Origin of the sequence: Sphingosinicella xenopeptidilytica (assembly GCF_042676985.1) — a bacterium.
Lineage (GTDB): Bacteria > Pseudomonadota > Alphaproteobacteria > Sphingomonadales > Sphingomonadaceae > Sphingosinicella > Sphingosinicella xenopeptidilytica.
The window spans coordinates 321,303-335,218 of record NZ_JBHTIK010000015.1; the positions used below are offsets into that span (position 1 = coordinate 321,303).

Sequence of the window (13,916 nt, forward strand, 5' to 3'; positions counted from 1 at the left end):
CCCGGCGATTGTCCGGGGGATGAAAGCCGTGTACTGCGTATCAGGCGCAAAGATCGTCTTGGGAGGACGACATGCTCAAGTCCGCGCTTATTCTCGGCATGGCCGCTGCGGCGGCGGGGTCGGCGGCTCCCGATACAGGGCGGGCCGACCGAAACAGTGTGTTCGTCCTGTTCAGCGGCGGCGCGCCCACGATCCAGATCAACACCGGCACGCGCGCTTGCCCCCTTGAAGCGCCGAAAGCATCGTCCGCGCGCCGCAGCAAACCGGTGTTCACCATCTATTGATCTGAGGGCGGAAGCCCCTGCACAGCGAGCGCCGCATTGTAATAGCGCGGATCGGCAGTCACTTCGCGGCCCAGCCACGCCGGCCGGATCACGGCTTCATCCTCACGCTCCAGCTCGCATTCCGCGATTACCAGACCGGAAAATTCGCCTTCGAAAACATCGACTTCCCACAGCCTTCCATCTTCGATGACGTCATATCGCCGCTTGGCGAGCAGCCGCCCGCTGCGCAGCGCAATCAGCGCGCGCGCGTCTTCGAGCGGCACATCATATTCGAACTCGTCGCGGGAAAGGCCGGACACGCGGCCCTTGATGGTAAGCCTGCCGCCCGCATCATCAATGACCCGCACGCGCACCGAGGCGTGCTCGCCGCGCGCGATATAGGCCTGCGCCATCGCCCGGCTGCGCACGACGCTCGCGCGCCAGCCATCACCCGTCACCAGGAACTTGCGTTCGATCTCGCGCGCCATCAGACCCTGGCCATCACGCGGCGTCGCGCCAGCCGCCCCACGCGCGCTCCCAGCGGCGCAGGCGCGCCTTGCATGGCTCCTCGAAAAGCACGGCGCCAAGCTTCAACGCTTCTTTTTCAAGCGCGTGCCGCCGTTCGGTCGCCGCCTTTTCAAGACGCCTGAGCGCCTTCTCCTTGCGATCGTGGAGCCGCGCCTCGAGCGCGCAGAGGTCGTGCTGCTCGCCGAGAAGATTGCCGAGCCGCCCCAGCATCTCGCCGCGCGCGCCGAGGCCGGAATCGATATCGTGGAGCAGGCGCACCTGAAAGCCGTGGTCCTTGATGTGCTTGCGCCACTCGTGGAAGGCCTCGATATCGCCGCCCGCCGCCTCGTCCATCAGCGCTGTCGCCTTGCGGCAGGTCCGCCGCAACCCCTTGCGAAGCGCCCCGAACCCATCGCGTTCGAGCCGCCACTCCCCGGCCGCAGCCCGCAGCGCGAGAAGCCGCGCGCGCGTCTCATCAAGCACCGCACCGCGCACGCGCAGAGCCGCCGCCTGCTCGTCAGCCTCCAGTTCTGTGCGGAATGCGGCGAGCGTCTTGCCGCCGCTTTCGGCCGCAACGCTGTCGAAGGTCGCGAGCAGCACCTGCGCCTCGCGCACGTCGGCAAGCCTTGCCGCGAGCGTGCGCAGCGCCGCGTTCGCCTCGGAATAGCCGGGAAAGACAGCACGCAGCAGCCGCAACAGCGCGCGTATCCGCTTGGTTGCCGTGCGGACGCTGTGGACGCTGCGTTCAAGATCGGCGTCCGCGCTCGCCAGCGCCGCAAGCGCGCCGTCAAGCTGCTCGGCCGCGATCCGGCGCAGCGCGGCTTCGATGCCAGCGTCGCCCGGCGCGAAACGATAGGCCATAGGTCGATGTCGCTCCGCCTTGTTTCAGCAAGCCGCTATAGGCGCTTGGCGCACAAAAAAAAACGGCGGACGCAAACTCAATGCGTTCCGCCGTCAGTTTCTCGGTGTGGGTCAGCTCAGGCAATCGACCCAGACCGAAAGCTGCGGGGCCTGTCCATACAGACATCCTCGCGCTGCCAGCCTTGCTTCAGCAAGCGAAGTGCCAGAACATCAATCGTTTTGAATCAATAACTTGTGAATGACGTCACTTTGACGATTCTGTACCGCCCGCCCCATTCCGGGACAGTCAACGCAATCTGCCCGCGGCCGCCCACCAGCCCGGATGCGCGGCCGCGATGGCGGACTGGGCCGCCTCGGCATCTGCATCCGTATCAAACAGCGCAAAGCAGGTCGCGCCCGAGCCCGACATGCGGACAAGCAAGGCGCCCGGCTGCGCTGCCAGCACGTTCAGCACCGTTCCGATCGCCGGGCACAGCGATACGGCAGACGTCTGAAGGTCGTTGCGGCCCGCCAGTGCGGCTGCGAGCGGCGGGCCAAACGCGAGCGCCCCCCGATCGATGCCGTCCCAAGCCGCGAACACGGGCCCGGTCGCGAGCGGTGCGCCAGGATTGACGAGGAGCACGGCTTTGCCGCGCACGTCGTCGCCTTCTAGCGTACGAAGCTCCTCCCCTACCCCGTCGCCGCGCTGTGTATGGCTGTCGACGCAGGCGGGCACGTCCGCGCCGAGCGTCGCGGCGATCGCGCACAGCGCCACATCATCGGCATCGATTTCCCAGTAACGGTTCAGGAGACGCAGCGCCGCTGCCGCATCCGCCGAACCCCCGCCGATACCGGAGGCGACCGGCAGGCGCTTGTCGAGCGTGAGCGCCGCGCCCACCCTGACCCCGTGAGCGCCGGCAAGCGCGCGTGCCGCACGCATCACGAGGTTGCTCTCGTCCGCGGGCAAGCCCTCGCCGAACGGGCCGCGGATGGTGAGCGTGACGTCATCCGCCGCGCGCACGGAGAGACCATCGCCGAAATCCGCGAATGCGAAGATGGTTTCGATGTCGTGGTAACCGTCCGCACGGCGGCGGCGCACGTGGAGCGCGAGGTTGATCTTCGCCCAGCCGGTTTCGGCGGCGGCTTCGCCCGTCACTTCTTCGCCGTATCCCTCAGCGCGAGATCGAGGCCGTAGTCGTACTTGGCCTCGAGCGTCCCTTTGCGCTCGGGCGTCGGCCCGGCATCGAGCGCGGCCTTCCAGCGGTGGCGCGCTTCGATGCGGCGGCCGATCATCCAGTAAGCGTCGCCGAGGTGCTCGGTGATGACGGGATCGTCGGCAACGGCCGCGACCGCCTGCTCCAGCGTTGCGGCGGCGGCTGCATATTCACCCGCCTGATACTGCGCCCAGCCGAGCGAATCGGTTATGTAGCCGTCTTCCGGTGCGAGCCCGTGCGCCTTCTCGATCAGGAGGCGCGCCTCCGGCTTCGAAAGCCCGCGATCGAGGAGCGCGTAGCCGAGATAGTTGAGCAGCGTGGCGTCTCCCGGCTGCTGCCGGATCGCCTCGCGCAGCGACGCCTCCGCCTCGGGCCACTTGCCGGCCTGTTCGAGCGCAGAGCCTTTCAGGAAATGCAGCCGCCAGACGATCGACGCGTCAGCCGGGCCGAGCGCGAGCGCCTTGTCGTAAGCAGCGGCGGCATCGAGGAAGCGCTTCGCCGATTGCAGCGCATCGCCGTAGCGCGCCAAATCCTCGGCGCGGGCGCCCGGCGCGTTCGCGGCGTTCTCCAGAAGCTGCATCGCTTCGGGCTCGCGGTCGAGGCGCGCGAGGATCGCGGCCTCCTGCCCCAGCGCCATCGCCTTCTCGTCGTCGCTGCCGCGCACCTTGCGAACCGCGTCGAGCGCCGCCTCGTAACGCTCTGAAGCCGCGAGAAGTTCGGTTGTCAGCAACCAGCCCGAAGCCTGATCGGGCGCCAGCATCGTCGCGATGCGCGCCAGCGTGAGCGCGACCGGGATCGGCCGCTCGCGTGAGAGGTCGGCCGCCATGCGCAGCGCGAGGAGCGCGACGCCCTCGCTGGCGTTCGCCGGAATACCCACGATCGGCGTACCCGCGGCAAGCGCGGCCTTCGCCGTCTCGACATCGGTGTGTCCCGCCGACTCGGTCAGCCGCTTCAGCGCTTCTTCGGGCTGCTTTTCCGCTTGCAATGCGCGTGCAGCAGCGATGCGCATACGCACATTGCGGCCGCCGTCGTCCTTGGTCAGCTCGTCATAGATTTCAGCTGCTTCCGCATAGCGCTTCGCACGGAACAGCAGGTGCGCACGGTGCTCCAGCACATAGGTGCGCGCGAAGCCATCGAGCTTTTCAGCGTCGAGCTTGCGGATGCCCTCGGCAGTTTTGCCGCGCGCCTCTGCAATCCAGGCGTCGATGATCGGCACGATGAAGCTGCCGAAGCCCGCGTCGGTGAGCCGCGCCGTCGCCTCGCGCGCCTCGGTCCATTTCCGCGTCTTGATGGCGTTCGCGACGAGCAGCAGCGTGACGCCGCTGTCGAAGCGGTCCTGCCGCGCCAGCCGCTCGCCGACGCCGACGGCAAGCGGCTCGTCGCCCGCCGCGATGGCGAGGTCGAAGGTCTGCCTCAGCAGTTGCGGATCGTCAGGCGCATAGGTGAGAGCGCCCGCGAAATAGTCCGCCGCGCGTCCGAGTTCGCCGTTCGCGAGCGCGAGGTGGCCCTGCACGTAGCTGCCGTAGTCCGCGTCTTTCACCGGCATCATGGTCGCCTGCGCTGCCGGCGCCGCAAGCGCGGATGCGAGGAGGAAGGCTACGGCTGCACGCATGGAAACCTCGCTACATGTTGGGATAATTGGGCCCGCCGCCGCCTTCGGGCGTCACCCAGTTGATATTCTGCGTCGGATCCTTGATGTCGCACGTCTTGCAGTGGACGCAGTTCTGCGCGTTGATCTGGAAGCGCGGATTGCCTTCCTCCTGCCCCACGACCTCATAGACACCCGCCGGGCAGTAACGCTGCGCGGGTTCGTCGTAGAGCGGCAGGTTGTACGCGATCGGGATCGACGGGTCTTTCAGCTGCAGGTGAACCGGCTGGTCCTCCTCGTGGTTCGTGTTCGACAGGAACACCGAGGAGAGACGATCGAAGGTCAGCACGCCGTCCGGCTTCGGATAGTCCGGCTTCTTGCAGTGCTCCTTGCGCCAGAGCTGCTCGTTGTCCGGGTGGTGCTTCATCGTGAACGGCATACGGATGCCGAAGTGTTCGAGCCACATGGTCGCGCCGGCAAGCGCCGTTCCGACGAGGTTGCCGAATTTCTCGACGAGCGGCAGCGTATTGCGAACGGTGAAGAGTTCCTTCTTCACCCAGCTCTCGTCGTAAGCTGCGGTGTAGGCGGAAAGCTCGTCATGCGCACGCCCGGCGGTTACCGCCTCGAACGCCGCGTCCGCCGCCATGAGCCCGGTCTTGATCGCGGTGTGCGAGCCCTTGATGCGCGGCACGTTGACGAAGCCCGCGGCGCAGCCGACGAGCGCGCCGCCGGGGAACACCAGCTTCGGCACCGCCTGATAGCCACCATCGTTGATCGCGCGCGCGCCATAGGAGACGCGGCGGCCGCCCTGCAGCATCTTCGCGATCGCCGGATGCGTCTTCCAGCGCTGCATCTCTTCGAACGGCGAAAGGTGCGGGTTGCGGTAGTTGAGCCACGTCACGAAGCCGAGCGCGACCTGCCCGTTCGCCTGATGATAGATGAAGCCACCGCCGTTGGCATCGTCGAGCGGCCAGCCCTGCGTGTGGATGACGGCGCCCTCGTCATGGTTCTCAGGCTTTACATCCCAAAGCTCTTTGATGCCGATTCCATAGACTTGCGGCTCACTGTTCGCATCGAGTGCGAAGCGTTTCTTCAACTGCTTTGAGAGATGGCCACGGACGCCTTCCGCGAAGAACGTATATTTCGCATGAAGTTCGAGGCCCGGCTGGTACGACGGCTTGTGGCTTCCATCGCGCGCGACACCAAAGTCTCCGGTGGCGACACCTTTCACCGCGCCGTTCTCGTCGAACAGCACCTCGGCGGCCGGGAAGCCGGGGAAAATCTCGACGCCGAGCGCCTCGGCCTGCGACCCCAGCCAGCGGCAGAGGTTACCGAGGCTGCCCGTGTAGCAATCATCGTTGTCCATGAACGGCGGCAGCAGGATGTGCGGAAAATCGAACTTGCGATTCTTCGTCAGAATCCAGTGGTGGTTCGACGACACCTCGACGGTGAGCGGGTGCCCGTCCATCTCGCGCCAGTTCGGCAGCAGTTCATCGAGCCCGCGCGGATCGATCACCGCGCCCGAAAGGATGTGCGCGCCGATCTCGGAGCCCTTTTCGAGCAGGCAGACCGAAATCTCCTTACCCTCGGCCGCCGCGCGCTGCTTCAGCCGGATCGCCGACGCGAGGCCTGCCGGTCCGCCACCGACGATGACGACGTCATAGGCCATCGATTCGCGTTCGCTCATGGCTTCCTTCCCTTTCCCCCGTTTGCAACTCTAGCTGTGCGCCTTATTGCAGACGACACAATAATGGTTTTGGCGGGTTTGATAGGTTGCAAGGCCCGCCTTGGCCAGAGTGGATTGGACGGTTGAGGAACATCGTGCTGGACGGCAACGAACGCGACGAACTCCTTGCCACGCTCGGCTGGTGGGTGGAGGCAGGCGTGGATACGCTTGTCGATGACGCGCCGCGCGACTGGCGCACGCCGCCGCCGCGCACTGCAGCACGGGAAATCCCTGCTTCGGCACCCGAACCGGAGCTTGTGCTGCGTACCGGCGCGGCAAGCCCAGCGACCGTCACGGCCACGACGATCGCCGAACTCCGCCACGCGGTCGAAGTGTTCGAGGGCTGCCCGCTGCGCACCGGGAACGTCAGTACGGTGTTCGCGGATGGCAATCCGGAAGCCGACCTGATGCTGATCGGCGAGGCGCCCGGCGCGCAGGAGGACCGCATGGGCCTGCCCTTCGTCGGGCCCGCAGGACAGCTTCTCGACCGGATGCTCGCGGCGATCGGCCGCAACCGTACGACCGCCTACATCACCAACGTGACCTTCTGGCGCCCGCCCGGCAACCGTACGCCGACCCCGGTGGAGGTGGAGACCACGATGCCGTTCGTGCGCCGCCACATCGCGCTGGTGCGCCCCAAGGCGATCGTCGCGCTCGGCGCCTGCGCCGCGCGCGCGCTGACAGGTGACGTCACCGGCATCATGCGTCTGCGCGGCCAGTGGCGCACGCTTGCCGTGGAAGGCGCAGATTACCCCCTTATGCCGACGCTGCACCCGGCATTCCTGCTGCGCCAGCCCGACGCGAAGCGCCTCGCTTGGGCCGATCTCCTCGCCGTGAAAGCGAAGCTCGATGCCGATTGACGAAAGCCTGCCGTTCATTCCCGTCCGCATCGCCGTGCTCACCGTTTCCGACACGCGCACCCTCGCCGACGACCGCTCGGGGAACACGCTCGTCGAGCGGCTTCAGGGCGCCGGGCATATCCTCGCGGCGCGGGAGATCGTGAAGGACGACGTTGGCACCATCGTCGAGCAGCTCGCGGCTTGGATCGACGACCGGGAGGTCGACTGCGTGATCACCACCGGCGGCACCGGCGTCACGGGTCGTGACGTCACGCCCGAAGCGCTTGCCGAGGTCTGCGAGAAGGAGATTCCGGGCTTCGGAGAGCTGTTCCGCTGGCTGAGCTTCCAGTCGATCGGCACGTCCACCGTGCAGTCCCGCGCGACCGCAGGCGTCGCGCGCGGCACTTACATTTTCGCCCTGCCCGGCTCCACGGGCGCGGTAAAGGACGGCTGGGACGGCATTCTCGCTACCCAGCTCGACAGCCGCCACCGCCCCTGCAACTTCGTGGAACTGATGCCGAGGCTGAGAGAGCGCTAGTCGCTCTTCACCGCCGCAAGCTCGTGCCCTTCGAGGTCTACAAAGTGGAAGCGACGGCCGCCCGGAAACGGGAAGACGTCGAGGCTGATCGTGCCGCCCGCCGCGACTACGGCGGCCCGCGCCGCTTCAAGGTCATCGACCTCGATCACCGGCAGCACATGCGCGGTCACGTGCTCGCCCGTGGCGTTGAAGCCGATATCCGTGTCGCCCGTTACCGTCGCGGCATAATCCGGCCCGAAGTCGTTGATCTTGAATCCGAATGCGTCCGCATAGAAGCGTTTGGCCTTCGCGATATCGCGCGTCGGCAGTTCTACATAGTTGAAGCGCGCCATCACCGTTCTCCTTATTGTTCTTGATTTGTTCTTAAGTGATGCGCATGATTTGTCAATGTCGAGACGCGTCAACGCCGCGCGCGGCGCAACCCTGAACACGATCAGCACCCGCTTCGACGATCTGGCGCGCGAGGCCGACGGCGACTGGCTGGACTCCGCGGCCGAGGACGATCTGCCGCCGTTCCGCACGGAGATCAGCTACGAAACGCCGCGCACAGCGATCACGCGCAACACCTCGCCAGACCTCCCCTTCGACCGCTCGATCAACGCCTATCGCGGCTGCGAACACGGCTGCGTCTATTGCTTCGCGCGGCCGACACACGCCTATCTCGGTCTCTCGCCGGGTCTCGACTTCGAGCGCAAACTGACGGTGAAGAAAATCATACCCGAGCTGCTCAGGAAGGAGCTGGAGAATCCGCGCTACCAATGCCGACCGATGGCGCTCGGCACCAACACCGATCCCTACCAGCCTGTGGAAGGGAAATACGGTACTACGCGGAAAATCCTCGAAATCCTGTCCGAGACCAATCACCCGGTGATGATCACCACCAAATCCGCGCGTGTCGTGCGCGACATCGATATCCTCGCCCCGATGGCGGAGCGCGGCCTTGCCGCCGTGATGGTGTCCGTCACCACGCTCGATCCGGAAACCGCGAAGACACTGGAGCCGCGCGCGACCGCACCGCATCGGCGCATCGCGGCGGTAAAGGCGCTCGCCGAAGCACGCGTGCCCGTCTCCGTGTCGCTCGCCCCGCTCATCCCGGCGATCAACGACCACGAGATCGAGGCGATCCTCGAAGCCGCGGCGAAGGCCGGCGCGGACATGGCATCGATGATCCTCATCCGCCTGCCGCATGAGGTCTCGCCGATCTTCCGCGCGTGGCTCGATGCCCACATGCCGGATCGTGCCGCGCGGGTGATGGCACACATCCGCGAGATGCGCGGCGGCAAGGACAATGAAGGCGACTTCCACGCGCGCTTCAGGCCACAGGGCGCCTATGCCGCGATGATCCGCGCGCGCTTTCAGGCTGGACGCCGCCGCTTCGGGCTCACCCGCCGCGACGTTCCGCTGCGCACAGACCTGTTCAGCCCGCGGGGGAAGCAGTTCTCCTTGTTCTAGGCAGCGTCCGGGAAGCGGTAGTCCTTGAACTGCTGGCGCAGCGTCAGTTTCTGGATCTTGCCCGTTGCCGTGTGGGGGATTTCCTCCACGAAGACGACATCGTTCGGCATCCACCACTTGGCGACGCGGCCTTCGAGGTGATCGAGAAGTTCCTGCTTGCTCGGGTTTGTTCCCGCCTTCGGCACGATGATAAGCAGCGGCCGCTCGTCCCACTTCGGGTGCGGCAGGCCGATCACCGCCGCTTCCGCCACGGCGGCATGGCCGACAGCCTCGTTTTCGAGCTCGATGGAGCTGATCCACTCGCCGCCGGACTTGATCACGTCCTTCGCGCGGTCGGTGATCTGCATGTAGCCGGAGGGGTCGATCGTGGCGACGTCGCCCGTATCGAACCAGCCGTCGGCGTCGAGCACATGACCGCCATCGCCCGCATAATATTCGCGCACGATCCAGGGCCCGCGCACCATCAGGTGGCCGAACGCCTTGCCGTCGCGCAGCATCTCGTTGCCGTTGTCGTCCACGATCTTCATCTCGACGCCAAAGATCGAGCGGCCCTGCTTGGTCTGGATATCGAACTGCTCTTCCTGCGGCTTTTCAAGCGCCTCGGCGGAAAGCGAGCCGAGCGTGCCGAGCGGCGACATCTCGGTCATGCCCCAGGCGTGGCAGACGGTGACGTCGTACTTCTGCTTGAAATCGACGATCATCGAGCGCGGCACGGCCGAGCCGCCGATGACCACGCGCTTGAGTTCGCCGAGTCCTTCGCCAGTCTTTTCGAGGTGCTGGAGCATCGCGAGCCACACCGTGGGCACCGCGGCGGTGAGCGTCACCTTCTCGCGCAGGATGAGGCCGTGCAGCGTCGGCGCATCAAAATGCGCGCCGCCCATCACCAGCTTGGCGCCTGCGGCGGCGGCGGCATAGGGCACGCCCCACGCGTTTGCGTGGTACATCGGCACCACCGGCAGGATCGATGTCGAAGACGTGAGGCCAAGGGCATCCGCCGAATTGGCGCCGAGCGTGTGGAGCACGTTCGAACGGTGCGTGTAGAGAACGCCCTTGGGATTGCCGGTCGTCCCCGAGGTGTAGCAGAGCCCGGCGGGCGTCTGTTCGTCGATATTCGCCCATTCGAAATCGCCGTCGCTCGCCGCGATCAGGTCCTCATAGACGAGAAGATTGGGGATGCTCGTTTCGGGCAGATGCGCCCGCCCTGTCATCAGCACATAATGCTCGACCGTATTCAGCTTCGGCGCGATGCGCTCGACGAGCGGCGCGAAGGTGAGATCGAAGAACAGCACGCGGTCGCCCGCATGGTTGATGATGTAAACGATCTGCTCTTCGAACAGGCGCGGGTTCACGGTGTGCGCGACCGCGCCCATGCCCGAGATGCCGTACCAGCACTCCACGTGGCGCTGCGTGTTCCACGCGAGCGTCGCCGCGCGGTCGCCAAGACGGATGCCGAGACGGCTTAGGGACTGCGCGACCTTCAATGCGCGTTCGCGTACCTCGCGCCAGTTCGAACGGGCTTCGCCGCCTTCCACAAGCGCGGTGACAATCTCGCGCGATCCGTGATTGAGCGCCGCATGATCAATGAGTTTCCAGACCAGCAGCGGCCAGTCCTGCATTCCGCCTAACATGATGACTCCTCCCAAAGAGCGGCGGGAGGCTAGCCGGAGCCCTGCCGCCGATCAATCCGGCGCTGACAAGAGGGCCTCTTGACAACGAGAGAACAAACATGGAACAAGAGAACATGAGAAGAACAAAAGGGGTTTAAACATGGCCTTCATGCTCTCTGCCGCGCTTTCAAGCCTGTTGCTTTTCGTAAGCCTCGCCGTGGTTGTTCACATGTTCGCAGATGCACGCGCCGTCATTGCGCGTGCGCTTCGCGGCGAAATCGATGTGGTGATTACGGAGCGTCTGGTGACGGCGGTTGAGCCGATGCCGCGTCCATGCTCGGCTCCGCGATATCGGGAGTGGCAGCCGCTGCCGCTTGCCGCCTGACCTTGCGGTACGACAGGATCGCCATCGGGATCGTGGCGGCGTAGACCACCGAGATCAACGAGAGCGTCATGTACGGCGCGGAAAGCAGCGCGCCTGCGAACAGCGCCACGCCGACGAGCGCCATGATCCGGTATTCGGGGCGGATGCGCACCGATTTCCACGAATAGGTCGGCAGGTTCGAGACCATCAGGAACGCGACCGTGCCGACGACGACGGCGGTCACGGCAGTACCGACCTCCGAATAATGCGCGAAACGGGTCGGCTCCAGCCAGTAATAGAGGAACATCGGGCTTAGCGTCAGCCCCGCACCCACCGGCGCGGGAATGCCGGTGAGGAAGCCGTGCTTCTTGTGCGGTTGGTTGCTGACGTCGAGGTTGGCGTTGAAACGCGCGAGCCGCAGCGCACAGCAGACGGCATGGGCGAGCGCGACGATCCAGCCCGCGCCCGGAAGCTGCTCCAGCGTCCACAAATAAATGACGAGCGCAGGCGCGACGCCGAAGGCGGTGACATCGGACAGCGAATCAAGTTCGGCGCCGAAGCGGCTCGCGCCCTTCAGCAGGCGCGCGACGCGCCCGTCGATACCGTCGAGCACACCCGCCACGACGATCGCAAGGATCGCGCGGTCGAAATCTCCGGCGATGGCGAGACGAACGGAGGTGAGCCCGGCACAGAGCGCGGCAATGGTGATGGCGTTCGGGATCAGCACCCGAATCGGGATCACCCGCTTCAGCCTACGCGGCGGCTCGTGATCGACCTTCACTGGCTGACGCCGCGCAGCCGCTCACCTGGGGCGCCGGGACGGCCGATCACGGTTTCGCCGGCGACGGCGCGCTGGCCGACCGCAACGGCGGGAACGGTGCCTGCGGGCAGGAACACGTCGACACGGCTGCCGAAGCGGATGAGACCGACGCGCTGGCCTGCACCGATGCTCTCGCCCGTGTTCACAAACTTGATGATCCGCCGCGCGACAAGGCCGGCGATCTGCGTGAAGCCGATGCGGCGCCCGTCGGTGCCCTCAACGACGAAATACTGACGTTCGTTGTGCTCGCTCGCCTTGTCGAGCTCGGCGTTCAGGAACTTGCCGGGCACGTAGACGATGTCGCGGAGCGTACCCGCGATCGGGGAGCGGTTCACATGGACATCGAACACGCTCATAAAAATCGAAACGCGCGTGAAGGTTCCCTCGCCGATGCCGCGTTCGCTACCGGAAATCTCGCGTGGCGCCGGAACCTCCATGATCTGCGACACAAGTCCGTCGGCCGGCGAGACGACGAGCCCCGCCCCTTCGGGCGTGACGCGCGCGGGATCGCGGAAGAAAGCGAACGTCCAGACGGTGAGCCCCGCCGAGAGCCAGCCGAGGATGTTCCAGTCCGCGATAAACCAGAAGAATCCGGTGAGCACCGCCGCGAGCACCACGAATTTGTTACCGTCCGGGTGAATCGAGGGCGGAAACTTGTAGGTCGCCGCTGGTTCAGTGGGCGCAGGCGCGGGCGCCGCAGCGGCGGGCGCGGGCGGCGTTACGGGTGGCGTCACTGGCGGCTCGGGGGGTGTCGTGTCGTTCATGCGCCTATCTTTAGCCCCTGCGCGCGGGCGATGACAACGCGCAGGTTAAGAGAAAGCGGGCGGAGCGCGCCTTTGCCACCCCCGTGGCTGTTGATCTTGGCCGTCGTTTCCGCCAAGAGCTTGCGCGAGTAAAAAACCCATACACGAACCAAGAGGTATCGATGGCGAAGATCAAGGTGCAGAACCCCATCGTCGAGATCGACGGCGATGAGATGACGCGGATCATCTGGCAGTGGATTCGCGAGCGCCTGATCCTCCCCTACCTCGACGTCGACCTGAAGTATTACGATCTCAGCATCGAAAACCGCGACGCCACCGACGACAAGGTGACCGTGCAGTCCGCGAACGCCATCAAGGAGTTTGGCGTCGGCGTGAAGTGCGCGACGATCACACCCGACGAGGCGCGTGTCGAAGAGTTCAACCTCAAGAAGATGTGGAAGTCGCCGAACGGCACGATCCGCAACATCCTGGGCGGCGTCGTGTTCCGCGAGCCGATCGTCATCAAGTCCGTGCCGCGACTCGTGCCGGGCTGGACGGACCCCATTGTCATCGGTCGCCACGCATTCGGCGATCAGTACAAGGCCACCGACTTCCTGGTGCCGGGTGCCGGCAAACTCACCATGAAGTGGACGGGCGAGAACGGCGAGACGATCGAGCACGAAGTGTTCGAGTTCCCCACCGCGGGCGTCGCCATGGGCATGTACAACCTCGACGATTCGATCCGCGATTTCGCGCGTGCGTCACTCAACTATGGCCTCGCGCGCCAATGGCCGGTGTACCTTTCCACCAAGAACACGATCCTCAAGGCCTATGACGGCCGCTTCAAGGACCTGTTCCAGGAGGTTTTTGACAAGGAATTCAAGGCACAGTTCGACAAGCTTGGCATTGTCTACGAACACCGCCTGATCGACGACATGGTCGCCTCGGCGCTGAAGTGGAGCGGCAAGTTCGTCTGGGCCTGCAAGAACTACGACGGCGACGTGCAGTCCGACACCGTCGCGCAGGGCTTCGGTTCGCTCGGCCTGATGACCTCGGTGCTGATGACGCCGGACGGCAAGACCGTGGAAGCGGAGGCTGCGCACGGCACCGTGACGCGCCACTACCGTATGCACCAGCAGGGCAAGGCGACCTCGACGAACCCGATCGCATCGATCTTCGCCTGGACGGGCGGCCTCAAGCACCGCGGCAAGCTCGACAACACGCCGGATGTCACCAAATTCGGCGAACTGCTCGAGCGCGTCTGCGTCGAGACGGTCGAAGAGGGCCACATGACGAAGGATCTCGCGCTCCTCATCGGCCCCGATCAGGCGTGGATGACGACCGAACAGTTCTTCGAGAAGATCGTGGAGAACCTCGACGCCGCGATGAGCAAGGAATTCTAGCGCCTTACGCGC

General features: G+C 65.5%; 14 protein-coding genes. 5 read left to right on the forward strand and 9 right to left on the reverse strand.

Going from position 1 to position 13,916, the window contains the following annotated elements; all coding sequences use genetic code 11:
• Positions 1-71: 71 nt before the first annotated feature.
• Positions 72-284, forward strand: a complete 213-nt coding sequence (locus tag ACFQ00_RS18285; protein WP_381494319.1) for a hypothetical protein — start codon at positions 72-74, stop codon at positions 282-284.
• On the opposite strand, the gene ACFQ00_RS18290 is transcribed toward ACFQ00_RS18285, so the two are convergent.
• The 5 genes from ACFQ00_RS18290 to ACFQ00_RS18310 form a co-directional block, all read right to left on the reverse strand.
• Positions 278-751 carry a CYTH domain-containing protein gene (locus ACFQ00_RS18290; RefSeq protein WP_381494322.1) on the reverse strand — a complete coding sequence of 158 codons (474 nt, stop codon included), beginning with the start codon at positions 749-751 and terminating at the stop codon, positions 278-280. The genes ACFQ00_RS18285 and ACFQ00_RS18290 overlap by 7 nt on opposite strands.
• A gap of 13 nt (positions 752-764) precedes the next feature.
• Positions 765-1,631: a CHAD domain-containing protein gene (locus ACFQ00_RS18295; RefSeq protein ID WP_381494325.1), complete on the reverse strand. Its 867-nt coding sequence runs from the start codon at positions 1,629-1,631 to the stop codon at positions 765-767.
• Positions 1,632-1,917: 286 nt separating this feature from the next.
• Positions 1,918-2,766 (reverse strand): 4-(cytidine 5'-diphospho)-2-C-methyl-D-erythritol kinase, encoded by an 849-nt coding sequence (locus tag ACFQ00_RS18300; RefSeq protein ID WP_381494328.1) that lies wholly within the window; start codon positions 2,764-2,766, stop codon positions 1,918-1,920.
• Positions 2,763-4,436 (reverse strand): tetratricopeptide repeat protein, encoded by a 1,674-nt coding sequence (locus tag ACFQ00_RS18305; RefSeq protein WP_381494331.1) that lies wholly within the window; start codon positions 4,434-4,436, stop codon positions 2,763-2,765. The genes ACFQ00_RS18300 and ACFQ00_RS18305 overlap by 4 nt, the downstream gene beginning before the upstream one ends.
• Before the next feature lie 10 nt (positions 4,437-4,446).
• Positions 4,447-6,099, reverse strand: coding sequence for an electron transfer flavoprotein-ubiquinone oxidoreductase (locus ACFQ00_RS18310; RefSeq protein ID WP_381494335.1), 1,653 nt, complete (start codon positions 6,097-6,099; stop codon positions 4,447-4,449).
• Positions 6,100-6,233: 134 nt separating this feature from the next.
• On the opposite strand from ACFQ00_RS18310, the gene ACFQ00_RS18315 reads away from it, so the two are divergent.
• A complete protein-coding gene (locus ACFQ00_RS18315) occupies positions 6,234-6,998 on the forward strand; it encodes a uracil-DNA glycosylase (RefSeq protein ID WP_381494338.1) in 765 nt (254 codons plus the stop codon).
• Positions 6,988-7,515: a molybdenum cofactor biosynthesis protein B gene (gene moaB / locus ACFQ00_RS18320; RefSeq protein WP_381494341.1), complete on the forward strand. Its 528-nt coding sequence runs from the start codon at positions 6,988-6,990 to the stop codon at positions 7,513-7,515. The genes ACFQ00_RS18315 and moaB overlap by 11 nt, the downstream gene beginning before the upstream one ends.
• Here moaB and ACFQ00_RS18325 read toward each other — a convergent pair.
• Positions 7,512-7,847, reverse strand: a complete 336-nt coding sequence (locus tag ACFQ00_RS18325) for a VOC family protein (protein ID WP_381494344.1) — start codon at positions 7,845-7,847, stop codon at positions 7,512-7,514. The two genes, moaB and ACFQ00_RS18325, sit on opposite strands and share 4 nt — an antisense overlap.
• A gap of 55 nt (positions 7,848-7,902) precedes the next feature.
• Between ACFQ00_RS18325 and ACFQ00_RS18330 the strand changes: the two genes are divergently transcribed.
• The gene (locus ACFQ00_RS18330; RefSeq protein WP_381494347.1) at positions 7,903-8,967 is read left to right on the forward strand and encodes a PA0069 family radical SAM protein; all 1,065 of its coding nucleotides are present in this window, start codon (positions 7,903-7,905) and stop codon (positions 8,965-8,967) included.
• Here ACFQ00_RS18330 and ACFQ00_RS18335 read toward each other — a convergent pair.
• The 3 genes from ACFQ00_RS18335 to ACFQ00_RS18345 all read right to left on the reverse strand — a co-directional run bounded on the left by ACFQ00_RS18335 (position 8,964) and on the right by ACFQ00_RS18345 (position 12,522).
• Positions 8,964-10,595: a long-chain-fatty-acid--CoA ligase gene (locus ACFQ00_RS18335; RefSeq protein ID WP_381494350.1), complete on the reverse strand. Its 1,632-nt coding sequence runs from the start codon at positions 10,593-10,595 to the stop codon at positions 8,964-8,966. The genes ACFQ00_RS18330 and ACFQ00_RS18335 overlap by 4 nt on opposite strands.
• A gap of 269 nt (positions 10,596-10,864) precedes the next feature.
• Entirely contained in the window at positions 10,865-11,680 is an 816-nt protein-coding gene (locus tag ACFQ00_RS18340) for a CDP-alcohol phosphatidyltransferase family protein (RefSeq protein ID WP_381494352.1), read from the reverse strand.
• Between the two features lie 35 nt (positions 11,681-11,715).
• Positions 11,716-12,522, reverse strand: a complete 807-nt coding sequence (locus ACFQ00_RS18345; protein WP_381494354.1) for a phosphatidylserine decarboxylase — start codon at positions 12,520-12,522, stop codon at positions 11,716-11,718.
• A gap of 161 nt (positions 12,523-12,683) precedes the next feature.
• On the opposite strand from ACFQ00_RS18345, the gene ACFQ00_RS18350 reads away from it, so the two are divergent.
• Positions 12,684-13,904 carry an NADP-dependent isocitrate dehydrogenase gene (locus ACFQ00_RS18350; protein WP_374593177.1) on the forward strand — a complete coding sequence of 407 codons (1,221 nt, stop codon included), beginning with the start codon at positions 12,684-12,686 and terminating at the stop codon, positions 13,902-13,904.
• Positions 13,905-13,916: the final 12 nt, after the last annotated feature.